We start from the raw sequence: 23,369 nt of genomic DNA on the forward strand, positions 1-23,369 counted from the left end.
TGTCTCCTCTGGGTCCTGACCGGTCCGTCAGTCGCCGCATGGCGCGTGACCGGTATCAGGATTGAGGAGTCACCACGCTGCGAACGACCGGTGACGGCTTCCTGGAACACAGCGATTGGTCGGTTGGCTCGGCTCGGTGGTCGTTCTGGGTCGTCAGCCGCCTTTGCTCGACATCGAACGGCTCGTCCGATTAAACGCGAATCAGCCTGTTCGGAGGCACTCCGCGGTATCCGCTTCGGTGATACTCGGGATCGGCAGCGTGCTTGCAGGGTCTGGCACGGCGTCAGAATATCTGGATTCGCGGGTATTCATCCGCCATGTGCGCCCAGAAACCGCCGCTCCAGTCAAAGGGCACGGCGAGTAACCAGTCCGAGGGAGTGGCGGCAACAACGGTTTCCACCATCATTCGCCCACAGCCCTGCTGCGCGGAAGTCATTCCGTAGAATTGCACCACGTGGGTTTTCGTGTCGATCAGTAACTCGACGCCGATGATCCCCTCAGCGCCGACCGCCACGACTGGACTCTGCTTCCCATCAGTCGATAGCTGGTTCGAGGCACTCAGCCTTCCCGGGAAGAGCTTGATGAAGCGAAGATCCGGAATCGTTGCCAGCGCTTGCGCGAGGACTTCATAGATCGGCTCGACACGGCGCAGCGTGCGAGCCTTCCGGATCCGTTCGCCGTCGATGAAGCGCTGTCGCCGCGGCATCCCCGTCTCCGCTGTTCATATAGGGTTACCCAAGCAGGACGAGGCTCTCTCGAACGTGGCATTTGATTATGGCTCATCTCGCTGATGGTGGGGCGGCGTTGTCCAACGCCAACGTCTCCTAGTGGATCTGAAGCGGCATCTAGGCTTAACCTCGACACTGCCGGGGCGCCGGCGCGCGCTTGCTTCTCCAATTGATCCCCGCGTCTGCGGGGATGAACCGCGTGGTGCGTGGGCACAAAGCGCCAGTGTTCCCCGAGGGCAATCAGCGCCAACCCGACCCCTCGCGCGGTCGATGTCCTTTCCTCGCCCCAGTGGCAGGTCGTCCGGCCTCCCAGACCTCGGAGCTTTGAGCCATGTTTCTCGATCCATTCCACGCGGCCGAAGACGGCACACTGCGCATCTCCGCGCCGCAAGGCAGCGCCTTCGCCAAGGAGGTCGCGGGTGACTTCAATCCGATCCACGATGCGACGAATCCGCGTTTCTGTGCCCCCGGCGATCTCCTCTTTGCGCTTGTCCTCGCCGGATGTGGTCTTGCGAGTCGGATGACCTTTCGCTTCACCGGAATGGTCGGAGCGGATGCCGCATTGAATGTCATTCAGAGCGACGCCCGCGTCGTGGTCGAGACGGCCGACGGCAAGCCCTGCCTCGAGGTCGAGCGTTCGGGACCGGTGACCAGGGATTCGATCATGATTGAGTCGCTGGTGCGCCGCTACGTGGCCTTTCCGGGTCGGAATTTTCCGCACATCCTGGTGCCGCTCATGGAGCAGCAGGGTGTGATGATCAACCCGGATCGGCCCCTGGTGATCTATGACCGGATGTCGTTCGAGCTGGACCGATTGGACTGCCCCGACGTGGACATTGCTCTGGAATCGACCGAGCTGGAGGTGAAGGGCAAGCGCGGCGAGGCCCGACTCGGGTTCCGCCTGACTGCCGCCGGGGAGCCGGTCGGGCAGGGCGCGAAGACCCTCATCCTGAGCGGCTTGCGGGCCTATGAGCCCGAGGCGTTACAGGGGTTGGTCGAGCGCTATGCCGGGTGGAAGGCAGCCTGTCTCGCCGGCGTCTGACCGCCTTATGGATGCTGGCTCGTGGGCTGCTCGGGCGGAGCTGGAAATGCCCCCGCTCATCGACGTCGGCAAGCCTCAGGCTGCAATCCATGTCGGGCAGGGCGATGCAGTCATCCAAAGTGGGGGTTTCGGCGGTTTGGGCCAAAACCCCCATGTATCGGCCGCGACGGAACGCCAACAGGATCGAAGAGTCACTCGCTTCCGGTTGATGGGAGACGGCTCCTGCCGACGGTCGGCGGTCGGCGAGCGGCGGCGGAGCTTCTGCTTGGATTCCCTCGTTGGACGTGGGGCGTCGCGAGCCGAACTGGCGGCTGCGCGAGATCCCAAGCAATAACCCGTCGAGTTAGGGTCGCCACAACCGTAGTAGAGCGTCAGTTAAACGGGTGCTCCAGCGGCGGTGGCAGCTCCGGATCAATCGTCATCACGATGCCCCTTGCCTGGCCAGAGGGGTGGGACGACCCTCCCTGTTCCAGGCGGACCGGCATTGAGTGCTCCGAGGGCGGTCACACGACTGTAGTGTCTACCCATGCGACGGCGCACGGATGCCTTGGTGACCGGTGCGGTACGCTACGGACGGACCCTGGGCCTAAAAAGGACGGTCAGCGTGAGTTACTCGACCCGCATCTACATCCTCGGACCGGACGACACCCTTTACCGGCTGGCCAGCGCGACGTTCTCCCGCATGGTCGATGACCCCGAGAGCCACCGACTGGAGCGCTTCGCGGGCCAGCGCGTGCGGATGGCCGAGGTGATCGTGGAGGTGCGTGATCGGGCACCCTACGCCATCGTCCGGCTCGTCTACGAAATGCTCGGGTTCGATGCCGAAGGGCGGTTGGACCGCGATGCGTTCATACGCCGGAACGCGGCGTTGGCGGAACTGGCCATAGATCCCGTGATACCTCGAAGGGTGGACGCGGAGAAAGCCGTGGTTGACGCCGGCAGCCGCTTCGTCGCGCGCGGGGGATTCCGGCATCCTTCCGCGGCGCTGGAGCAGGAGATTCTGCGCGCAGCGCTCGACGCGGCGCCGTGCAAGCGGCTCTAGCGCAATCGGGCTCAGGCGTCGGAGAAAGCACTGACCTGGAGGGGGACCGGCTCTGCCTTCCGGGTAGCGACTCCCACAGTCAACCCTCGAGACCGGAAAGTCCGGACGATATGCTTTTTCGTCGGCTCTCGGGATTCAAGAGTCGCTCACTTGCGGTCGATGGGAGACGGCTCTTGGCCGAACCCCCGACGCCCCGCAGTCCGGGATCAGGCGATGCCTGCGGTGGGTCTCATGCCGTGGGTTGCCCGGCCAGGGTGTCCTCGCGAGCTTCGGTCGGTGTCTCGAAACCGAGGCGTCGGGATCGAGAGCAAGCCGCTGAAGTCCAGCGTTGCGCGCGACGGGGAGTGGCGCAAATCAGGCCGCCCTGCGGGCCGGCGTGCGCCGGTGCAGGCGCAGCGGCATGCCGCTTTTAGGCCCGAGCGTGGTCTGAGGTTCCGGCTCCAAGGGCTGGCCCGGATGCAGGAGCTCGAACCGGTAGCGCTGCCCGATAGTCGCCAGGATCAGCGGGTCGCCGCCTCCGAGACTCATCATCACCGCAGCTCGGGCGGGCTGCTGCGCCATTCTCTGGAGGTCGGCTTCTTCGCCGCGCAGGCGTCGATGCTCCACGTCTTCGCGCTGGATCACGAGCCCAAGGATCGAGGCGGCGTACGACCGGCCGGACGAGGTCGCGGTCATCCGTGTCGGTCATGCCTACCCCGTCCTGCAGGCCCCGGATCAATTCGGTTTGCCTGGCGAGCAGCGCGTCCACGTCGGACGCCGGCAGCCCCTTGATGAAGGGCGGGTAGCGCAGCAGGTCCTCGTCGGGATCGGGGGCCGATTCGGGAATCGCATCGGAACCCGGTGCGGGCGGCGGTGCGGCCGGCTTGGACCGGCGAAACAGATCGAAGAGTGTCATCGGGGCATCCTGCACCGTCGCGGATGCGCCCGGCCATGGCGATAACCGCGCGGATGGGTCTGCTTTGCGGTGGACCGCCCGCTACGGCCGCGAGTCGCCGTCCAGACCCAGCTCGCGGCACCGCTTGGCGGCGGCCCGAAAGCGGATGCGCATCTCGGCGATGTGGCGCGCGGCGGCGCGGATGGCGCCGAATCCCTGCTCGGCGTCCTCCACGAGCGGGCGCTGCCAGTCCCGTGCAATGCCGCGAAAGGCGCTCTTCGGGTAGCGATCTCCGTCGCCCATGCGGATGTCGTCCGACAGATAGACGACGCCCGCGGCGGTCTGCATGCACATGGCGGTAGGTGACCCACTCGATTGAGAAGGCGCCGGGGGTGGCGCGGTCGGCCCGCTGCGGGCGCACCCGCACGCCGATGCGACCCCATGCGCTACGCGGCAGTCCGCGACCGGCCTCCGCCAGGCGTTGCTTGAAGGCGCTGCATCCCTGCTCGGCAGGGCCGCCAGGTTGCGCGCGATCCAGGCGTCGAGCGCCTCCGCGACATGGCTCGGCGCCGCATCCTCCTCCGTGGCGTCGTCATCCTCGGCGTCCCTGCCCGTTGCGCCGAGCGGGCCTGCCCGGAAGGCTGCCTCGAGCCTGTGGGCAGGCGGCATGCCGGCCGGGTGTTCGCACCCTCTTATCTTTGGTGAAACAGCGCCCGCTGTTCTCACCTGCCGCGGGCAGCTTCCGGTCAGGGCAGGCAGTGCCGTGGTCGCTCGGACGCTTGCGGTGTCGCGCTTCCCTCGATCGGAAGGCGCAAGCGCGTTCTCGTCTTCCGTATTGCCGTTCGGTCGTCGTGTCATGGGTTGATCCCTGATCGTTTGGGACGGGCGTTCCTATTCGCTCATCCATCGGGTGGATGTCGCCGGACGGCGCAAAACGCCGCTCTGGTTTCCGTCCAGACCGAGCTTGCGGCACCGCTTGGCGGCGGCCCGAAAGCGGGTGCGCACCTCGGCGAGTTGGCGCGCGGCGGCGCGGATCGCGCCGAATCCCTGCTCGGCATCCTCCACGAGCGGGCGCTGCCAGGGGCACTGCGGGGAAGTCCGCGACCGGCCTCCGCCAGGCGTTGCTCGAAGGCGCTGCAGCCTTGCTCGGCGCGCTCCTACAGGGCCGCCAGGTTGCGCGCGACCCAGGCGTCGAGCGCCTCCGCGACATGACTCGGCGCCGCATCCTCCTCCGTGGCGTCGTCATCCTCGGCCTCCTGCCCGTTGCGCCGAGCGGGCCTGCCCGGAAGGCTGCCTCGAGCCTGTGGGCAGGCGGCACGCCGGCCGGGCGTTCGCACCCTCTTATCTTTGGTGAAACAGCGAGTGCGACGCGCCGACCGACCAAGCAACCACGGCACTGCCTGCCCTGACCGGAAGCTGCCCGCGGCAAGTGAGAACAGCGGGCCCTGCGGGTCGCGTCTGTTTCTCTTTCCCGCGATCGACAGCCGTTTTCCATTGCCGTTCGGCGCCGGGAGGTTAGCACGCGTGATGCGTCGGGCACCGCCCGGAAAGACACCGTTTTCGTGCCATCTAAACGGCTGGCGTTGCACCGCCTCGACGCCAAGAATGCCGAGCGTTCACTGTCGCCTTCTTGTGCGCCGATTGCGGATCTCTTGTGAACCTTGTCATCGGAATGCATCGGGACGGCGACGGCGTGAAGCGCGTTTGTGTACCGCCAGTGCATTCGGTGTGAACCCAACGGGCGGAGCCATGTACGTCGTCGGACTGGATATCGGCTATTCGAATGTGAAGATCGCGGCAGGGCCTCGCGGAGACCTGCAGCGACTGATCCTGCACCCGGCCGGGGCCGCTCCGCGGGAGAGTCTGGGCGAGCGCATCGGCGCGGAGGAGGAGGCCGGGAGCGCGACGGGCGCGGCCGCCGATCGGCCGGTCCCGGTCGATCTGGACGGCGTGCTCCGGGCAGCGGCGATCGAGCCCGAGCGCTTCGATGACTGGCAGCGCCCGCTGCACGAAGACTATCCGGCCACCCCGAGCTATCACGCCTTGGCCCTGGCCGCGCTTCGGCTGACGGGGCAGCGCGCCATCGACGTGGTCGTGACCGGGTTGCCGGTCGCCCAAGCCGGCGACCCTCGCCGTCGGGAGCGCCTGACGCGCCTCCTGACCGGGCGGCACGGCAGCGGCGAGGCGCGCCTTGAGGTCGGGGAGGTGCGGGTTGCTTCGCAGCCGATCGGCGCCTTCCTCGATCTGGTCTATACCGCCACGGACGAGGAGATCCTGGAACGCATCGAGACCGGCGCCGATCGACGCGGATCTGCCGGCCGGACACCGGAACCGCCTTGTCCGGATCGGCCGTACCGCGAGCCCGTGCCGGGTCGGACGCCGAGCGTCGGCCCCGATCCCGAGTGCCCGAAGGCTGTTTCAGGGCATCTCGCGTTCGGCCTGCAGCCGATGGAATAACCCTCGACCTCGCAGGAGTTGGCCCGAAATCCCGCCCGCATCGTGAACCCTGCCAACCCCGAGGTCGTCATGCATCTCGGCCACCGTCTGGTTCTGGCCCTGCCGATCGTCGTCATAGACACCGCGGCCTTCGCAGTCCCCCTTGCGTCGGTGCTGCTCGCGTACATTCTCCTCGCGCGTCCCGCTTGGGTCCGGGACCGGGTGGATCGGCTCTATCGCGGGGTTCCGCGTCAGGTGGCGTAAGTTTGCGTGGTGCCGCGGAAGTTACAGTCGGGGCGCATCGGGAGGTCGAGTCGAGCCTGAGCGCCGCCGATGGCGACGATAATCCGCCGGAGCACAACCCTTACCGTGGAGCGAAGCGGGTACGCGGCATGCGATCTCGGCTGCTGGTTCGCCGTCGATGGATTATGGTTGCCAGTGGAATGCGAGGAGGGTTCGCGACGGGAATGGGCCACGGAGACCGCAACCCTGTCGCGACCTGAGGAGACAAGGTCAAGCTCGGCCGGCGACCCGGTACGCGGGCATTGCTGTCGATCTAGTTCACGTGGTCGGGCGAGGAGACGACTCGGAACTACCGCTCGGCGCCACGTCCTGAGCGACCGCTCCGGACGCGTAGCGGACTGTCGCAGTCAACCCTGTGAGCGACTCTGGACGGCCAAATTGGGACACAGGCGCCCGCCAAGCGAGCAGCCGATAAGCACTCCGCAGCGGTCTGTTGCGTCGAACACGACACGAGACCGTTCGATCCACATACTCTCCGCCGGTGTTGGCAAAGACAATCGGCTTGACGGGCATCGTCCGAGCCACCCTTCCGGAGTGCGGGCGCGCGCCCCTGTCGCCGAGCGGTGGTGACCGTTACAGGCGGAGCCCTGTCCTAGGCTCGTGTACTTGTAACCTACCAAAACCCAAGGCAACATGACGCGCCAGCTTACGATGCCGAGTGAAGGCTCCAAAATGTCAGCCCAAGATCCGATTGTCGATTTCCCGGACTCCCTCGACGATCTGGACGCGGAGGATACGCGGTCGGACTCTGCCCCCATAAAGCCATGGGATCCCAATAAGATACGGATTACCACCAAGAACTTCACGTTGCGTGAGGTCGTGGACCAGATCGAAGAAAAGGAGATCGATCTGGCACCCGACTTTCAGCGAGACTTCGTCTGGAAGCAGCGGCAACGAACCCGTCTGGTCGAGTCGGTTCTGCTTGGCATCCCTCTTCCAGCGTTTTATTTCAATCAGGACCGCGATGGAACCTACCAGGTTGTCGACGGCGTGCAGCGCCTGACGACCATTCGCTTGTTTATGGCCGGCCAACACACATTGGATAAAACCGACCTCGAATATCTTCGTGAGCTGCACGGTCGCACGTACTCGAACCTGACACCCGTACTGCAGCGCCGGATTCGGACCACCCAAATTGTGGTGCACGTGATCGAGCCCCAGACCCCCGACGAGATCAAGTACGATATTTTCGGGCGTGTCAATACGTTGGGAGAGCCGTTGTCGGCTCAAGAGATAAGACATGCGATGAGCAAAGATCGATCGCGCCGGTTTCTCCATGAGTTGGTGCAACTTAATTCTTTTGACATAGCCACTGATTTCTATTTCTATCGCGGATCAACACAGGCGTCTCCGGGCGGTTTCCGCGACAGCAAGCGTATGACCGATCGAGAGTTCGCGCTGCGTTTTTGCGCCTTTTGGAATTTTTCGGCGGACGAGTATCGCAAGTTCGAGAATCTTGACGCTTATCTCGTCGAATATACTCGGCGAATCGACGGTCGTTCGACAAATGGGCCTGCGTTGTCAGACTGCCATCTTAATGAACTCAGCGACGCCTTCAATCGCGGCATGATAAACGCGGCGGGTATCCTCGGACATGAGGCTTTCCGACGCCTAAATCCAGAAACACTTCGTCGGGGTCCTATCAACAGAGCTGTTTTCGAGGCGCAGAGCATCGCTTTCTCTGGCTATGAACTACAGCAACTCAAGCCGCGAGCGAACCGAATTCGAGAAGCGTTGCTTGGGGCATTCGGCGATTCCAATTATGTTCGGGCTGTGACCGTCGGCACCGGCGATTCAGGTGCGATTGATCTGCGGCTCAACAAAACGCGCGAGTTACTAGCCGAGGCGCTTCAATGATTCACCGAATGGAGATCTTCGGTTTCAAGCGTTTCGCTGATGACAACTTTGATTTTGCTCCTCTAGTGGTGCTGGCCGGCCTTAACGGTACCGGCAAGACTTCGGTTATTCAGGCATTGCTACTGTGCCGTTCCGCGCTGGACGCAGAGCGTGGAACAGTGCAGCTTAACGGTGGGCCGTTTTGCTTGGAACTGGGTACCGCAGAGGATATTCATAATCGCAAGTCGACAGGAGACATTATCTTTTCGCTAAATGGCGATTTCTGTGGATCACCTGCCACTTGGCGCTATGTGGTGCCTGCACAAGCGCCTGACGCTCTATTTCTCAACATCGTGGATTCCAAAGCGTCTGCAGGGATTGCCTTCGACATTCATTCAGAGCCCCGGGCCTTTACCTATCTCGGCGCGGAGAGACTAGGCCCCCGCAGTGTATTGCGTGCGTCACCGGTATCCGATGCGCAGTTGGAAGTCGGAGTGCACGGCGAGTTTTCGGCGCAAGTGCTTGCGGCTCTTGGGGGTCACCCGATGGAGCAAGCTGATCGACTGCACCCGGATCGGTCCGAGGACGCCGTGCCGTTTCTGAAGTACGAGTTGGAGGCATGGCTCTCGGAGATCGTGCGCCCGATCCAAATCGAAACAGTCGCGCACGCAGACGGTTTGTTTGCGTCGTTACGTTTCGGTGCGCCCGGCGGTGAGTTTGTCAGCGCACCCAACATGGGGTTCGGTGTGTCCTATGCACTACCCGTCGTGCTGGCGGGGCTGATTGCCTTGCGCGGAGGGCTCTTGCTCATTGAAAATCCGGAGGCTCATCTGCATCCGGCTGGGCAGTCTCGCATGGGCGTCTTCCTCGCCTGGCTCGCGGGTCACGGTGTTCAAGTGGTTGTCGAGACGCACTCCGACCACGTGCTAAATGGCATTCGGCGGGCGATCGGCGAGCATGCATTTCTATCCCACAACGACGCGATCATCCATTTCTTCGGTTCGGACGACAACGATGCCTGCGCGACCACCCCGTTGCGGTTCACCCCAAGCGGCGGTGTTTCGGATTGGCCTCCGGGTTTCTTCGACCAGTACCAGATCGACGTGGCCGCCCTCGGCCGCGTGCGCCGGCGGCGCTGAGGCGCTTTGTGGCGTTCGTAATCGACGGGGCCGAGTGGCAGTTCGACGGGTGGTCGGCGGCCGAGATCGAGATAGCGCTCGGGCGATTGCTTGACCGGGTGACTATCGCCCAAGGGCGTCGGGAGCGGGTTTGGATTGGGGACGATCTTCAGACTCGATCGGTGCTCTGGGGTCTGAGCGTTTGGGAGCTTTGGGGGCCCGAGTGCCCGGTCGATTTGCCACCAGAATTGCGCCAGGAGCTTGCCGCCATGCTCGGTCGGGCGCCCCTTTATCTGGACGAGGAAGCCTGGCCAGAGGGCATACCGGAGCATACGGAGATATCTGTATCGGGTTCTCAGCCGTCCGACAATCCCGACGTGGCATGGGCGCACCACAGCGTTCGCTCGGGGCATGCAGTGGCTTGTCTCGGGCTACGACGCGCGGGCGTGCATCCAACGGTGACTGCCGCCTGCATCGCGAATGTACATTGGGTCATCGACGAGTCGGGGCACCGTGCTTTTTTCCGGGCGGCGATGGACGTGGAACACGACTGCGAGGCTACTCTGGAACGTTTGGCAACACATGCCTTCCCGGATCTCTGTTTCGTCGATGGAATCTGGCGCGGCCTCGGCGACTTTGCTGGCGGGTACTCGGGAGTACGCGAGCCGCTTCGGGAACTTCTGGCCGTGCTGGATGACCACGGCCATTGGGCGTTTACCGCGCCGCCGCCGGCGATCCGCGAAGAGGATGAGGTGCCGACCAGGACCGGCGACCCATCCGCGAAGCTCATCCAGCAGCGATTCAATACCTACGGTATCGTGGTGGCGCCGGAGGCATTGGACGTACGGCGGGACAAAACGTGCCGGGAGGCCCGAGAGCGCGTTTTTGGAGGCAGAACGCTTTATTGCGAGTGGCACGCGAAGCTGCGCGGCGACCGCAACCGCGTGCATCTACATCCTCCGGTATCCGAGTCAGAAGACAAACTTGTCGTCGCGATATTTCACGAACACCTTCCGCTTCCGTAAAGTGGATGCCGAGAACCGGACAATAGCGTTGCCTTGCGCCTAACCGAAAGCGGCCGAGAGAGATTGGGTGAATCGAAGGGCGACGTTCATAATCGCGGCAGGTAGGGTGGACGAGCGGGAGCGAAGTCCACCGAACCCCGCGCCGGCGCTGGTGGACTGCGCTTCGCTTGTCCACCCTACAGCGCAGAATCATCGCAGTGGCCGGCGTTATGAGCACTGCCGAATCGAAGCGTAAGAGTTAAACAGTGCGTTCAAGGCGTGGGTCGGGCTGGAGATGACCCGCGTGGCGAAGAGGATCAACGAGATCGGTCCGAAGTATGGGTGTTCACCCGGCGCAGGTGGGTCAGTGGAAGCGACGATCCAAGAGCAGGCCGAGACGCAGTTTGCGACCAAGCACGGGGAAAAGACAGCGGGCGCCACCGACGACGTTGAGCGCCCTTAAACCGCGAATGGTCGACTGAAGGTCGAGTTGGACTGGTTGAAACAAAGCCCGTACTACCCTGTGAAGGTGCAAGGGGAGTGAATTGAGCGAGAGGGGCCGGGCGGGCTGCCGGGCTCAGCCGCGCAATCGCAGAGTCGGGGCGGCTGTTTCTGGTTCCGGAACGGACGCCTGGCGGTCTACCGGGACTGGCCGGCTTGGGTCGTTAGCGCGCGCCCCAGTATCAGCGTCGTGGATGACCCTAAAGCGCGTCTTGTAGTCTCCTGGTTTAGATCGCTGAACGGTACCTTCGTCCAATGCCGGACACCGGTGATTCGTCGGTCGGCGTCCGCAATCGCAGGGACAGCGGGCGCTGACCAATGTCAGCGAGAGAAGGTGCTAGACAGAGTCTGTGTAGTGTAACAATTAGTGAATCCGTCTAGCGGAATAACTAAGGATTCCGTCGAATCAGGCGTGTCAATTTCGGCCCATAACAGGCAAGTTTTCATGCCGCCAATAAGGAGGACTTCGAACATGGACCGCGTAGAACGACTCCTACGTTTAGGGTTTCTCCCCTCCCAACTGCCGCCCGCATTCACTACCGCTGATCTCGCGATGCGTCACCTGACCGTGCTAGCAGTCTGGGATGGACTGCCACCCGCCGCGCGTGGCGTCAAAGTGCCTAAGTCACCACCTACGAAGGCAGAGGTCTTTAGTGTCGCGCGCGCAGGACACCAGCGGCGGGCAACCAGTGTTCCAAACCCGGTCGCACAGGCGTACCTTTGTCGCGCTCTCGTCGCCAACTGGGCAGACATAGTCCGCCACTTCCGCCGCTCCAAGATCAGCGCAAGTCACCCGCGATTTCGCCGTGACACGACGCGCGCGGCGGCGCTTCCGTCAATGCAATCTCTTTACGAGCGGAGGCTCTCGCAGGGAGCCGGATTCAGGTATGTGCTCCGCACTGACATATCCAGATTTTTTCCCACAATCTACACGCACTCCATCCCGTGGGCCCTGCACGGCAAGGCGATTTCGAAGAAGAACAGGGACATCACGCCGACGTACTACGGGAACCTGCTTGACCTTGTTGTCCGACAGTGCCAAGACGAGCAAACGTTTGGTCTTCCCATCGGACCGGACACTTCACACATCATTGCGGAGTGCATCGCAACCGCAATAGACGTCGAGCTTGGCAAGAGGCTAGGCGCAACGCCTGCTGGCTTTCGGTATGTGGATGACTATTACTTCTTCTTCGAAAACTACTCTGCAGCAGAGTCAGCGCTAGCCCAGCTTGTACGGTGCCTCAAGGACTTCGAACTTCAAATCAACTTTGACAAGACCAGAATTTGCAAGACTGAAGAATTAGATGAGGATGGGTGGACGCACAAGTTGAGGAGCTTTGCTATAGCGCACAGAGGCCAAAAGCAGCGAAACGACTTCAATCACTACTTTGAGCTCGCCCGTGAACTTGCCAGAAGTCACAGGGACGGGAGCGTATTGGTCTATGCGCTGCGTCGCGCTGGCTCTATCATCGTACGCAAGGAAAACTGGCCCGCGTTTGAGGCGCAACTTTGCTTGGCTGCGACGTCGCACCCAGTCGCTCTTCAGTCTATTGCCCGCCTGCTGTCAACTTATTCCAGCATCGGCTATACCATTGACAAGCGCCGCCTGTCCCGCCTCGTGAACGCACTAATTCAAGAGCACGCACCCCTTGAGCATCACAGTGAAGTGACTTGGAGTCTCTGGATGTGCAAGGAACTCGGGCTAACCCTTTCACCGCAGAGCGTGGACCTCGTCGCAGAAATGAATTCTTCCATCTGCGTTCTGATCCTTCTTGATCTTGCAGCCACTGGCCAGCTCCCCAAATTGCCGGCGCCGACTCGATGGCGAAACTTCGAGCGCTCCGAAGCCTTATGGGAGGATCTATGGATGCTGAGCTATGAAGCTGGTGTGCGTGGCTGGGGAGGTATGTCGGACACCCACATTCGAGAAAACGAACACTTCGAAGAACTTCGTAAGCTTGACGTGCGATTTTACAACGATGCGGCAAAGCTGACGCCCCTGTTTGCGCCGAAACCCGATGCACTTAAGAAGCACAACGCTCAGACTGTCGCGGAGCTTCTTGAGATGGATGACCTAGATGACGTATTCGACTATGAGGACGACGACGGAGACATCTATGGCAGTCCAATTGCGGACGAGGATGACGAAGTGCTTTGACGCTCGAATGAGCGAAGCTCCACCGACCTCGGACGTTGGCGAGATCCGAGTTTCCGCAACCTGGGGCCTTCCCTTCAGCAACAAACGCGACGAATCTGCCCCTCCCGGCGTGAAGTGATCGGTGGCATCAGCAGCCGTGGGAGTCTCCAACGCGCGTCTTCCTGCCCTTGGAGCGTCTTGGCCGGGCGTAAGGTTTTTGCCGAATGCAGCCGCCCCGCAGTCCTGGACCGGATCGGCGCGCCTGATCGCTCGATCGTCCAGGAGACGCACAGGTGATCGCATGCTCCGGGGTTCCTTGATCTGGTCAACCACCTCACCCGTTCCCTAGCCGCTCCCGCAACCGCGTCAACCGCCCGGCCCCGGTCTGCTTCACCGCCATGGCGAGCGACTTGGGCTGGGCGATCAGCACCACCAACCGCTTGCCGCGGGTCACCGCGGTGTAAAGCAGGTTGCGCTGCAGCAAGGTGTAATGCTGGGTCGCCAGCGGGATGACCACCGCCGGGTACTCCGAGCCCTGGGCCTTGTGCACGCTGGTGGCGTAGGCGAGTGCAAGGGCGTCGAGCTCGCCGGTCTCGTAGCTGACGGGGCGCCCGTCGAAGTCGATGGTCAGGATCCCTTCCTCGAGATCGATCGTGCGGATCCGCCCGATGTCGCCGTTGAACACCTCCTTGTCGTAGTCGTTCACCAGCTGGATGACCTTGTCGCCCGGGGCGTAGGTCCAGCCGAAGCGCTCGATGCGCGGCTGGGCCTCCGGGTTCAACGCCGCCTGCAGGGCGACGTTGAGCGCCCGCGCCCCGAGACCGCCGCGGTTCATCGGGGTCAGCACCTGGATGTCGCGCACCGGATCCAGACCGTAGCGTGCCGGGATGCGCTCGGTCACCACCCGCAGCAGCCGATCGTGAATCGCCTCCGGGGTGTCGACCCGGATCAGATGAAAGTCGCTGTTCAGGCCGTCCGGAGCCGCCGCCTCGGGCAGGTGACCGGCGTTGATGCGATGGGCGTTGACGATGATCCGCGAGGCGGCGGCCTGGCGGAAGATCTCGGTCAGGCGCAGGGTCGGCAGGGTGCCGGAGGCGATCAGGTCGGCGAGCACCGCACCGGGTCCGACCGAGGGGAGCTGATCGACATCCCCGACCAGGAGCAGCGCCGCAAAGCTCGGCACGGCGCGCAGCAACTGATTCATCAGCACGATGTCGACCATCGAGGTCTCGTCGACCACCACCAGATCCGCCTCCAGCGGATGCTCGGCATCACGCTTGAAGCCCATCACCTGCGGGTCGAATTCGAGCAGCCGATGGATGGTCTTGGCCTCCCGCCCGGTCGACTCGGAGAGCCGCTTGGCGGCACGCCCGGTCGGGGCGCACAGGAGGACCTCCACACCCTTGGCCGCGAGGATCCGCAGCAGGCTGTTGACCACCGTGGTCTTGCCCACTCCCGGGCCGCCCGTGATGATGGCCACCTTGGCCTCGAGCACCGTCGCGACCGCGGTGCGCTGGGAGGCCGAGAGCACCTGCCCGGTGCGTGTCTCGACCCAGGGCAGGGCCTTCTCGGCGTCGATCCGACCCCAGGGCGGCGGATCCTGCGCGAGCCGGCGCAGATGACCGGCGACCCCGCGCTCGGCGCGCTGCAGGGGCGCAAGAAACAGGGCAGGACGGTCCTCGATCGTCTCGGCGACCAGGCGCTCCTCGGCCAGCTCGCTGTCGATCGCCGCCGCGATGATCGGGGCGGGGATCTCCAAGAGACGCGCGGCCTGCGCGCTCAGGTCATCCCGCCAGGCGGCGCAGTGGCCTTCGGTCGAGAGCTCCTGGAGCACATGCCGCACCCCGGCCTGTGCCCGGATCGGCGCATCGCGCGCGATGCCGAGGCGCTCGGCGATTGCATCCGCGGTCTTGAAGCCGATGCCCCAGATGTCGAGCGCCAGACGATAGGGATTCTCGCGGACCTTCTCGACCGCGGTGTCCCCGTAGGTCTTGTAGATGCGCACCGCGCGCGCCGTGCCGACCCCGTGGGATTGCAGAAAGACCATGATCTCGCGGATCACCTTCTGCTCGGCCCAGGCCGAGGTCACCCGCTGTTGGCGTTTGGGACCGATCCCCGGCAGTGCGAGCAAGCGCTCCGGGGTCTCCTCGATGACGGTGAAGACATCTTCGCCGAAGGCCGCAACCAGGATGCGGGCGAAGTGCGGCCCGATGCCCTTGACCATCCCCGAGCCGAGATAGCGCTCGATCCCCTCCAGGCTGCGCGGCGGGACGATCCGCAGGTTGGTCGCCTTGTACTGCAGCCCGTGCTGGCGGTCGTTGACCCAATGCCCCTCGGCTTCGAGATGCTCGCCGGGGGAGACGCTGGCCGCGGAGCCGATCAGGGTGACCAGATCGCGTTGACCGCGCACCTGCACCCGCAGCACGCAGAAGCAGCTCTCCGGGCTGTGGTAGGTGACGCGCTCGACGGCACCGCTGAGCGGCTCGGTCGGGGCGCCTGTCGACAACGGCGCGGTCACGATGCTGCGGACCTGTTTTGACTGGGGGGCGGTGTCGGTGTGTCTCGCACGATGCCGATGGCGTTCTCAATACCCGATCCGGGCCGGATCGGGATACCCTCATTCGACAATGCCGATTGAAGTGGAGGAGGGCGCAGCATAGGCCGAGATCGGCGAATGGCCAAGGACCTGCGCATGCGTTTTGATTTAGACTTGATGGTATGTTAGTGGAAAACGCGCCATGTACTTGGCAAAGGAAGAGACCATGTTGCCGGTACCCGTCGTTGGTCAGCTCGCCATCGTTCGCAAGCGACCTTTCGTCGTCACCGAGATCATTCCCGCCGCGCCCGGCATCGGCGGTGACGCCGTCAGGCGCACGAACCTGATTCGACTGTCTTCGGTCGAGGACGACGGTCTCGGCGAGGAGCTTCAGGTCATCTGGGAGCTGGAGCCGGGGACCGCGGTGCATGAGAAGTCCATGCTCCCTGATCCCGACACCTTCGATCACCCCAAGCGCCTCCAGGCGTTCCTCGACGCGGTGCGCTGGGGCGCCGTCTCGCAGGCCGACGACAAGGCCCTGCAATCCCCCTTCCGCAGCGGTATCGAGGTGGACGAGTACCAGCTCGATCCGGTCGTGCGCGCCTTATCCATGCCGCGGGTCAACCTGCTGATCGCCGACGACGTCGGGCTCGGCAAGACCATCGAGGCCGGCCTGGTGGTCCAGGAGATGATCCTTCGCCACCGTGTTCGCTCGGTGCTGATCGTCTGCCCGTCCTCGCTGCAAGTGCAGTGGAAAGAGGAGATGCGCGACAAGTTCGGCTTGGAGTTCCGCATCGTCGACAGCGAGAGCATCAGCCAGCTCCGCCGTAAGCGTGGCATCCACGTCAACCCCTGGTCCCACTTCCCGCGCCTGATCACCTCCATCGACTACCTCAAACGAGAGCGCCCCCTGCGCGCTTTGCGCGAGACCCTGCCGGCCGGCGAGCAGTCCGCTTACCCGCGGGCCTATGATCTGCTGATCGTCGACGAGGCCCACAACGTGGCCCCCTCCGGGCGCGGCAAGTACGCCACCGACTCCATGCGCACCCTGGCCATTCGCCTGCTGGCCCCGCACTTCGAGCACAAGCTGTTCCTCTCCGCCACCCCGCACAACGGTTACAGCGAGAGCTTTGCCGCCCTGCTGGAGCTGCTCGACAGCCAGCGGTTCGCCCGTGCCGTCACACCCGACCGCAATCAATTGGATGCCGTCATGGTCCGGCGGATGAAGTCGGAGCTGAAACTGCGCTGGGACGGCAGCCGGCGCTTTGCCGAACGGGTCGTCAAACACCTGGAGGTGCCCTACACCGAGGAGGAACGCCAAGCCCACCGCGCCTTGCAGACCTATTCCGCGCTGCGTCTCAAACAGGCCACCTCCGACGGCGAGCGCATGGCCGCCGAGTTCGTCCTCAAGCTGCTCAAGAAGCGCCTGTTCTCCTCGCCTGCCGCCTTCGGGATCACACTGGAAAAGCACATCGCCAGCGTCGGCCGCCGAGCAGCCGCGAGCACCGCCGCGGTCGCCCGCGACATCGAGGATTTCTCCGACGATTACGCCGACGATGAGGCGTACGAGCTTGAAACCGGCGAGGTTGTCGGTTCCGTCAGTCAGGCCCTCTCGCCGATCTCCGCCGAAGAACAGGCACTGCTGCGACAGCTCAGCGCCTACGCCGCCAAAACCAGTCTGCGCCCCGACAGCAAGGCCCGGACCCTCATCGACTGGCTGAAGGACACCCTGCGCCCCGGCGGCCAGTGGAACCAGGCGCGCGTCATCATCTTCACCGAGTACCGCGCCACCCAGAACTGGTTGTATGACCTGCTGGCCCGCGAAGGCTTTGCGGAAGAGGGCCGGCTGGAGATGATCTTCGGCGGTATGCCCAACGATCGGCGCGAGCCGATCAAGGCCGCCTTCCAGGCCCACCCGAAGGAATCTGCCGTGCGCATCCTGCTCGCCACCGATGCCGCCTCCGAGGGTGTCAATCTGCAGAACCACTGCTCGCGGCTGATCCACTTCGAGATCCCCTGGAACCCCAACCGCATGGAGCAACGCAACGGCCGGGTGGATCGGCACGGCCAAAAGGCCGCCGAGGTGCAGATCCACCACTTCGTCGGCCGCGGCTTCGAGACCGCGCAGATCTCGGACAAGCCCGCGGAGCTGGAAGACGATCTCGAATTCCTGATGCGCGCGGCGCTCAAGGTCGAGACGATTCGCGAAGATCTCGGGAAGGTCGGCCCCGTGATCGCACGCCAGGTCGAAGAGGCCATGCTCGGCCGTCGTCTCCATCTCGACACCTCGCGGGCCGAGCAGGAGGCCGAGCCGGTACGCCGCATGCTCAAGTTCGAGCGCAAGCTGCGCGAGCAACTGGAAAAGCTCGCCGCCCAGCTCAACGACACCCAACACGAGCTGAACCTCACCCCCGAGCACATCGAGAACGTGGTTCGCGTCGGCCTGGACCTGGCCGGTCAACCCGCCCTGATCCCGGCCGAAGTCCCCGGCCTCTGGCCTGACCCCACCGGTCTGCGCAAGACCTGCCCGGTTTTCCGGCTACCGGCGCTCGCCAACAGTTGGGCGCAGTGTGCCGACGGGCTCGCACACCCGCACACCAAGAGGATGCGCCCCATCGTTTTCGACGCCGCACTGGCCACGGGCCGCGACGATGTCGTCCTGGCGCATCTCAACCACCGTCTGGTCCAGATGTGCCTGCGTCTACTGCGTGCCGAGATTTGGTCTTTGGGAGGTCAAGGGGACGCGCGCGCCAAGCGCCTGTCCCGCGTCTCGGCGTGCGTGGTGGACGATTCGGCGCTGACTCACCCCGTGGTCATCGCCCACGGGCGCATCATCGTGCTGGGCGGCGACAACCACAGGCTGCACGAGGAGATCATCCATGCCGGCGGCGCGCTCATCGAGGGGCGCTTGAGCCGTCTCAACGTCGGTGACACCAAGGCAGCGCTCGCCGCAGCGACCGACACCCCCGCGTCGCCGGCCATCGAGGAACGCTTCCAGGCCCTTTGGCCCAAACACCGCGACGCCCTGCTGGCCGCGCTGGAAGCTCGCCGGGTCGAGCGCACCAAGAACCTGGAAAAGAACCTCGACGATCTGGCCGAGAAGGAAGCGAACAAGCTCAAGGCCGTGATGACCGAGCTGCACCGTGCCATCCAGGCCGAGCTGGACCGCAAGGACGGCCCCCAGCTCCTGCTCGATCTGGGCGGCGACGAGCCCGGCCAGCAGCAGCGCGAGCGCGATCTGGCAGCGCTGCGCCGCCGTCTCAAAGAGATCCCGGACGAGATCCAGCGCGAATCCGACCATATCCGCGCCCGCTTCGCGAACCCTAGTGCCCGCCTCTTTCCGGTCGCCGTCACCTGGCTCATCCCGCGCAAGGCAGTGCTTGCCATCACCGGAGGTCGGCCATGAGCGTCACCCGCCACCACGCCGAATGGCTGTCCCTGGTTGAGGTCTCCGGCCCCTTCGTCTCCCTGCCGGTGCTGCTGCGCACCTTCCCGCAGGGGCTGGAGCCGCGCGACCCGGTCCAGGCCAAGGCCCTGCGCGCCGCCTACGAGACCTGGCAGGACCACCCGAGCGCGCCCGGTCAGCAACGCGCCTGGGTGCTGCACGTCCTTACCCAGCTACTCGGCTATCCGGCTGGACAACTCGCGGAGGGCCAGACCCTGCCTGCGGGTCTGGAAGCCAACATGCCTGAGTTGGGCGAGACTCTGCGTCCGGACTTCGCGCTCCTCGGTTCCGCGGGCAGCGACACGGCCGGTCAGGCGCAGATCCTCATCGCCAGCTACCCCGCCGAACAGGCCCTGGATCGCCCCGTCATCGGCAGGCACTGGAAGGCCACCCCCGCTACCCGGATGATGGAGTTGCTCCACGGGGCCAACGTGTCCGTGGGGCTGGTCACCAACGGCGAGCAGTGGATGCTGGTCTATGCCCCGCGCGGCGAGACCAGCGGCTACGCCTCCTGGTACGCTGCCCTCTGGTTGGACGAGCCGCTGACGCTGTGTGCTTTCCATTCCCTGCTCGGCGTGCGCCGCCTGCTCGGGGTGGCCGCGGACAGCACCCTGTCGGCCCTGCTCAAGGCGAGCGCGGAGGATCAGCAGGAGGTCACCGACCAACTCGGCTATCAGGTGCGCGAGGCGGTCGAGGTGCTGGTGCAGTCCTTCGATGCACTGGACAAGGACAGCGGCCGGACCCTGCTCAAAGGTGTCGACCCCGGCGACCAATACGACGCCGCCCTGACCATCATGATGCGGATGGTCTTCCTCTTCTCCGCCGAAGAGCGCGGGCTGCTCCATTTGGGCAAGCCGCTGTACGACGACAACTACGCCGTCTCCACTCTGCAGGAACAGTTGCAGGAGGTCGCAGACCGTTCCGGGGAGGAGGTGCTGGAGCGCCGCACCGATGCCTGGGTACGGCTGCTCGCCACCTTCCGCGCCGTGCATGGCGGTCTCCAGCACCAGGATCTGCTGATGCCGGCCTACGGCGGTTCCCTGTTCGATCCCGACCGCTACCCTTTCCTCGAAGGACGCGCCGCGGGCACCCGCTGGCGCCATACCACCGCCGACCCCCTGGCGATCAACAACCGGGTCGTGCTGCATCTGCTGAACTCGCTGCAACGGCTGCGCACCAAGGCCGGCGGCGCGGGCCAGGGCGGCTACGAGACCCGGCGCGTCTCCTTCCGGGCGCTCGGCGTGGAGCAGATCGGCCATGTCTACGAGGGCCTGCTCGACCACGCCGCAGTACGCGCCGCCGAGCCCGTTCTGGGTATCAAAGGGACGCGCAAGAAGGAACCGGAGATCGCGCTGGCCGAGCTGGAGTCCCGGCTGGCCCGGGGCGAAGACAAGCTCATCGACTTTCTCAAAGACGAGACCGGCCGCTCCGTTGCGGCCCTGCGTCGTGAGCTGGGCGAAGGCGGCCTGCTCGACGCCCATCGGCTGCACCTGGCCTGCGATCAGGACGAGACCCTGGTCGCCCGCCTGCAGCCCTTTGTCGGCCTGATCCGCGACGACTCCTTCGAGCGCCCGTTCGTGGTGCTGCCCGGCAGCGTTTATGTCACTGCGGGCACCAACCGCCGCAGTACCGGCACCCACTACACCCCGCCCTCGCTCACCGAGCCCATCGTCCAGCACACCCTGGAGCCGCTGGTCTACGAAGGCCCCGCCGAGGGCTGGCCCCGCGATCAGTGGCGGCTCAAGTCACCCAAGGAGATCCTGGCGCTCAAGATCTGCGACATGGCGATGGGCTCCGGTGCCTTCCTGGTGCAAGCCTGCCGTTATCTGGCTGAACGCTTGGTGGAAGCCTGGGAGAACGCAGAGCGCCAACATCCCGGCCAGATCCTCGTCAGCCCGGATGGTCAGTTCTCAGAGGGTGCTCCGAGCGAGCGCCTGGTGCCGGCGGATGCGGCCGAGCGCATCGCCATCGCCCGCCGCGTGGTGGCCGACCGCTGCCTTTACGGCGTCGACATCAACCCGATGGCAGTGGAGATGGCCAAGCTCTCGTTGTGGCTCATCACGATGGACAAGAACCGGCCGTTTACCTTTCTGGATCATGCGTTCAAGTGCGGGGATTCGTTGCTGGGCATTACCTCGCTGGAACAGCTGGAGAACTTTAGCCTGCGTCCCGGTGGCGGCAAGCAGATGGCGTTCTCCACCCTGAACCTGTGGCGGCATATCGAGGAGGCCAAGAGGAAACGTGAGGCGCTGGAGGCCATGCCGTCCGATACTCGAGAGCAGATCGTGGCCAAGGCGGCGCTCTATGTCGAGGCGGAGGAGGCGGTGGCTAAGCTTAATGCGGCGGCGGATGTTCTGGTGGCGGTAGAACTGAAAGGCTTAAAAGGGCACGCGTACGACGCCGAGCGGGAGCATTCGGCAGATAACGTGATGGCATATTGGGCTGATGGACTGCCAGAATTGCAGGACTTTTCCAGTCAGTTGCTCGTTGGGCGAAGTACCCTCCAATGGGCCTTGGTGTTTCCTGAAATTATAGGAAACAAAGGGTTCGACGCCTTTGTCGGTAATCCACCATTTCTTGGGGGAAAGAGGATCGGCCAGACCCTTGGTGACGATTATTTCGGGTTGCTTAAAGAGGTTATAATTAGTGCTCGACCGAAAACCCCGTTTTTTCCCGCCCCGGCACCTCGCCCTGAATGGCGGGCCGGGGCCAGCGTATTCAATCGAGCCGCATTCGATGCGGATTCGTGGAATTAAACCGGATTAATGCGAATGACTCGCATCACCGGCATTCCGCAGGCGCACCACTCCCGTGGGGGTCGGCACCGGATCCGATCGAAAGGGTCAAGCAGCGCGTCGGCGGCGCTGTCGTTCCCGCTCGCGCCGCGCCTCCTCGGCCTCCTGCGCCAGCAGCAGCGTACCGATGCGCTGGAGGTTGCGCGCCACCACCGCCAAGGCGACATAGCGCTTGAAGCCGTCGATCCCGTGATCGCGACAGCGGTCGAGCCCGTGGACCTCCAGCGCGTTGATGGCGGACTCCACGGCGGAGTGTTTGCGGCGCAGCTGGATGAAGCGCGGATCGCCTTCGCGTTCGCGCTCCGCGGCCGAGCACTTGCCCTTCTTCGGCAGCACCGGAAAGTCGATCACCTCGGCCAGGGCGCGTTGGTTGGCGGGGCTGTGAAAGCCCTTGTCCATGCTGACGCTCCCGACCGCCGGGAAGCGCGCCACGATCTCTTCCACCAAGGGAACGGCGACCTGATCGTCGGTGATGCGCTCCATGACCCGATGGTGCAGGATGAAGCCGTGCTGATCTTCGCCGATCGCCACGCGCAGACCCAGCTCCACCGGCACGCCGGCCTTGCCTTTGCTGATCCACTCGGTATGGGGTTGGAAGATCGAGAAGACCTTCTCGGCATGCGGGATGGTCTGACCGCACAGCACGCGGCGGCGGATCTGGTCGATCTGCCGCTCGCCGTGGGCGATGAAGGCATCGAGCGGCGCGAGCTGGACGTCCGGCAACGCGGCGATCAGGTGCAGGCGGATGCGCGTCTCGCGCGCCCGCATCAGAAAGCCCCCGGCCAGGTCCAGGTAGGCGGCATGGGCCGCTTCGATCTCGATACGCCGTGCGGCCCGTTTCTCCGGATCCTGCGCCGTGGAGTGCTTGAGGGTTTGCGCCCGCCGATAGGCTTTCTTCAGGCAGCGCACGTTGTAGGCGCTTTGCCGCCAATCGCTCAGGCCGGCGTCCTCGCACAATCCGGCGCTGGTCTCGATGGCCTTGCGCACCGCATCGAAGAGCAGGTTGATGTCGGTCGGATAATGCACGTGGGTCTCGACCACGAAGGAGTCACAGCGCACCGCGAGGGAATCGTCCGGACTTTTTTTTACCAAGGCATGGCCGGCACCCACCAGCGCTTGGTTGATGCGCTCGAGCAGCTCGGGCGTGAACAGGCTCAGGTTGTCCTTGAGCGTCTGCAGATTGTAGGTCGTGTCGTCGGCCCAGTCGGCATGGCCGAGCATCTTGCGCAGAGTGGTGTGCTGATTGGCCAGCTCGAGAATGCGGTCGTAATCGGCGTTCAGTCCCAAGCGCAGCACGCCGAGCACCAGGATCGCCCACTGCGACAGACCGGGCCGGCCGGTCTCGGGGCTCGCCTTGCCGTCCTCGCCGCTGCCCGGCGGGCGCAGCTCGGCGAGGATCGCGAACACCGGCTCACGCACCTGCGGGGTGGTGTAGATGTGCTGCAGTCCACGCAAGAGCTGCGGGATATCGTCGCGCGAGCGCGGATCCAGAGCGATGGCGGCGATATCCTCTTCGCCGAGTTTCAATTGCGGATCGATCACGTTGCGCATAGTGGCTCGAATCACGACGTT

General features: G+C 64.3%; 18 protein-coding genes. 11 read left to right on the forward strand and 7 right to left on the reverse strand.

Annotated elements, in window-relative coordinates; genetic code table 11:
• Positions 1-283: 283 nt before the first annotated feature.
• Positions 284-706: a hypothetical protein gene (locus tag THIMADRAFT_RS08025; RefSeq protein WP_007192503.1), complete on the reverse strand. Its 423-nt coding sequence runs from the start codon at positions 704-706 to the stop codon at positions 284-286.
• Positions 707-1,059: 353 nt separating this feature from the next.
• On the opposite strand from THIMADRAFT_RS08025, the gene THIMADRAFT_RS08030 reads away from it, so the two are divergent.
• Together THIMADRAFT_RS08030 and THIMADRAFT_RS08035 are read left to right on the forward strand one after the other, a co-directional pair.
• Positions 1,060-1,770 carry a DUF3581 family protein gene (locus THIMADRAFT_RS08030; protein ID WP_007192504.1) on the forward strand — a complete coding sequence of 237 codons (711 nt, stop codon included), beginning with the start codon at positions 1,060-1,062 and terminating at the stop codon, positions 1,768-1,770.
• A 526-nt stretch (positions 1,771-2,296) separates the two neighbouring features.
• Positions 2,297-2,812 (forward strand): hypothetical protein, encoded by a 516-nt coding sequence (locus THIMADRAFT_RS08035; RefSeq protein WP_007192505.1) that lies wholly within the window; start codon positions 2,297-2,299, stop codon positions 2,810-2,812.
• A 354-nt stretch (positions 2,813-3,166) separates the two neighbouring features.
• On the opposite strand, the gene THIMADRAFT_RS28550 is transcribed toward THIMADRAFT_RS08035, so the two are convergent.
• The gene (locus THIMADRAFT_RS28550; protein WP_407635150.1) at positions 3,167-3,436 is read right to left on the reverse strand and encodes a hypothetical protein; all 270 of its coding nucleotides are present in this window, start codon (positions 3,434-3,436) and stop codon (positions 3,167-3,169) included.
• Between THIMADRAFT_RS28550 and THIMADRAFT_RS28555 the strand changes: the two genes are divergently transcribed.
• The gene (locus THIMADRAFT_RS28555) at positions 3,365-3,583 is read left to right on the forward strand and encodes a hypothetical protein (protein WP_407635146.1); all 219 of its coding nucleotides are present in this window, start codon (positions 3,365-3,367) and stop codon (positions 3,581-3,583) included. The genes THIMADRAFT_RS28550 and THIMADRAFT_RS28555 overlap by 72 nt on opposite strands.
• A 205-nt stretch (positions 3,584-3,788) precedes the next feature.
• On the opposite strand, the gene mobI is transcribed toward THIMADRAFT_RS28555, so the two are convergent.
• From mobI to THIMADRAFT_RS27835, 3 genes are all read right to left on the reverse strand, one after another.
• Complete coding sequence (gene mobI / locus THIMADRAFT_RS25540) at positions 3,789-4,355, reverse strand: conjugative transfer protein MobI(A/C) (RefSeq protein WP_233490205.1); 567 nt, start codon at positions 4,353-4,355, stop codon at positions 3,789-3,791.
• A gap of 222 nt (positions 4,356-4,577) precedes the next feature.
• Positions 4,578-4,751, reverse strand: a complete 174-nt coding sequence (locus THIMADRAFT_RS27830) for a hypothetical protein (RefSeq protein ID WP_233490206.1) — start codon at positions 4,749-4,751, stop codon at positions 4,578-4,580.
• A 92-nt stretch (positions 4,752-4,843) separates the two neighbouring features.
• Entirely contained in the window at positions 4,844-5,023 is a 180-nt protein-coding gene (locus THIMADRAFT_RS27835) for a hypothetical protein (RefSeq protein WP_040730403.1), read from the reverse strand.
• Between the two features lie 412 nt (positions 5,024-5,435).
• On the opposite strand from THIMADRAFT_RS27835, the gene THIMADRAFT_RS08055 reads away from it, so the two are divergent.
• From THIMADRAFT_RS08055 to THIMADRAFT_RS08080, 6 genes are all read left to right on the forward strand, one after another.
• Positions 5,436-6,143 (forward strand): ParM/StbA family protein, encoded by a 708-nt coding sequence (locus tag THIMADRAFT_RS08055; RefSeq protein ID WP_007192508.1) that lies wholly within the window; start codon positions 5,436-5,438, stop codon positions 6,141-6,143.
• Positions 6,144-6,185: 42 nt separating this feature from the next.
• Positions 6,186-6,386, forward strand: a complete 201-nt coding sequence (locus THIMADRAFT_RS26275) for a hypothetical protein (protein WP_139052753.1) — start codon at positions 6,186-6,188, stop codon at positions 6,384-6,386.
• 672 nt (positions 6,387-7,058) lie between these two features.
• Positions 7,059-8,282 (forward strand): DUF262 domain-containing protein, encoded by a 1,224-nt coding sequence (locus THIMADRAFT_RS08065; RefSeq protein ID WP_199484224.1) that lies wholly within the window; start codon positions 7,059-7,061, stop codon positions 8,280-8,282.
• 8 nt (positions 8,283-8,290) lie between these two features.
• Positions 8,291-9,400, forward strand: coding sequence for an AAA family ATPase (locus THIMADRAFT_RS08070; RefSeq protein WP_199484225.1), 1,110 nt, complete (start codon positions 8,291-8,293; stop codon positions 9,398-9,400).
• Between the two features lie 8 nt (positions 9,401-9,408).
• Positions 9,409-10,404 carry a hypothetical protein gene (locus THIMADRAFT_RS27040; protein ID WP_007192512.1) on the forward strand — a complete coding sequence of 332 codons (996 nt, stop codon included), beginning with the start codon at positions 9,409-9,411 and terminating at the stop codon, positions 10,402-10,404.
• Positions 10,405-11,437: 1,033 nt separating this feature from the next.
• Positions 11,438-13,042, forward strand: coding sequence for an RNA-directed DNA polymerase (locus THIMADRAFT_RS08080; protein ID WP_233490217.1), 1,605 nt, complete (start codon positions 11,438-11,440; stop codon positions 13,040-13,042).
• Positions 13,043-13,355: 313 nt separating this feature from the next.
• Here THIMADRAFT_RS08080 and recD2 read toward each other — a convergent pair whose 3' ends face one another.
• Positions 13,356-15,539, reverse strand: a complete 2,184-nt coding sequence (gene recD2 / locus THIMADRAFT_RS08085; protein WP_007192514.1) for an SF1B family DNA helicase RecD2 — start codon at positions 15,537-15,539, stop codon at positions 13,356-13,358.
• Between the two features lie 220 nt (positions 15,540-15,759).
• On the opposite strand from recD2, the gene drmD reads away from it, so the two are divergent.
• Together drmD and THIMADRAFT_RS08095 are read left to right on the forward strand one after the other, a co-directional pair.
• Positions 15,760-18,963, forward strand: coding sequence for a DISARM system SNF2-like helicase DrmD (drmD, locus tag THIMADRAFT_RS08090; protein ID WP_007192515.1), 3,204 nt, complete (start codon positions 15,760-15,762; stop codon positions 18,961-18,963).
• Positions 18,960-21,758, forward strand: a complete 2,799-nt coding sequence (locus THIMADRAFT_RS08095; protein WP_007192516.1) for an Eco57I restriction-modification methylase domain-containing protein — start codon at positions 18,960-18,962, stop codon at positions 21,756-21,758. The genes drmD and THIMADRAFT_RS08095 overlap by 4 nt, the downstream gene beginning before the upstream one ends.
• Positions 21,759-21,845: 87 nt before the next feature.
• Here THIMADRAFT_RS08095 and THIMADRAFT_RS08100 read toward each other — a convergent pair whose 3' ends face one another.
• Entirely contained in the window at positions 21,846-23,348 is a 1,503-nt protein-coding gene (locus THIMADRAFT_RS08100) for an ISNCY-like element ISThma1 family transposase (protein WP_040729516.1), read from the reverse strand.
• Positions 23,349-23,369 lie beyond the last annotated feature (21 nt).

This window comes from Thiocapsa marina 5811, assembly GCF_000223985.1.
GTDB classification, from domain to species: Bacteria; Pseudomonadota; Gammaproteobacteria; order Chromatiales; family Chromatiaceae; genus Thiocapsa; species Thiocapsa marina.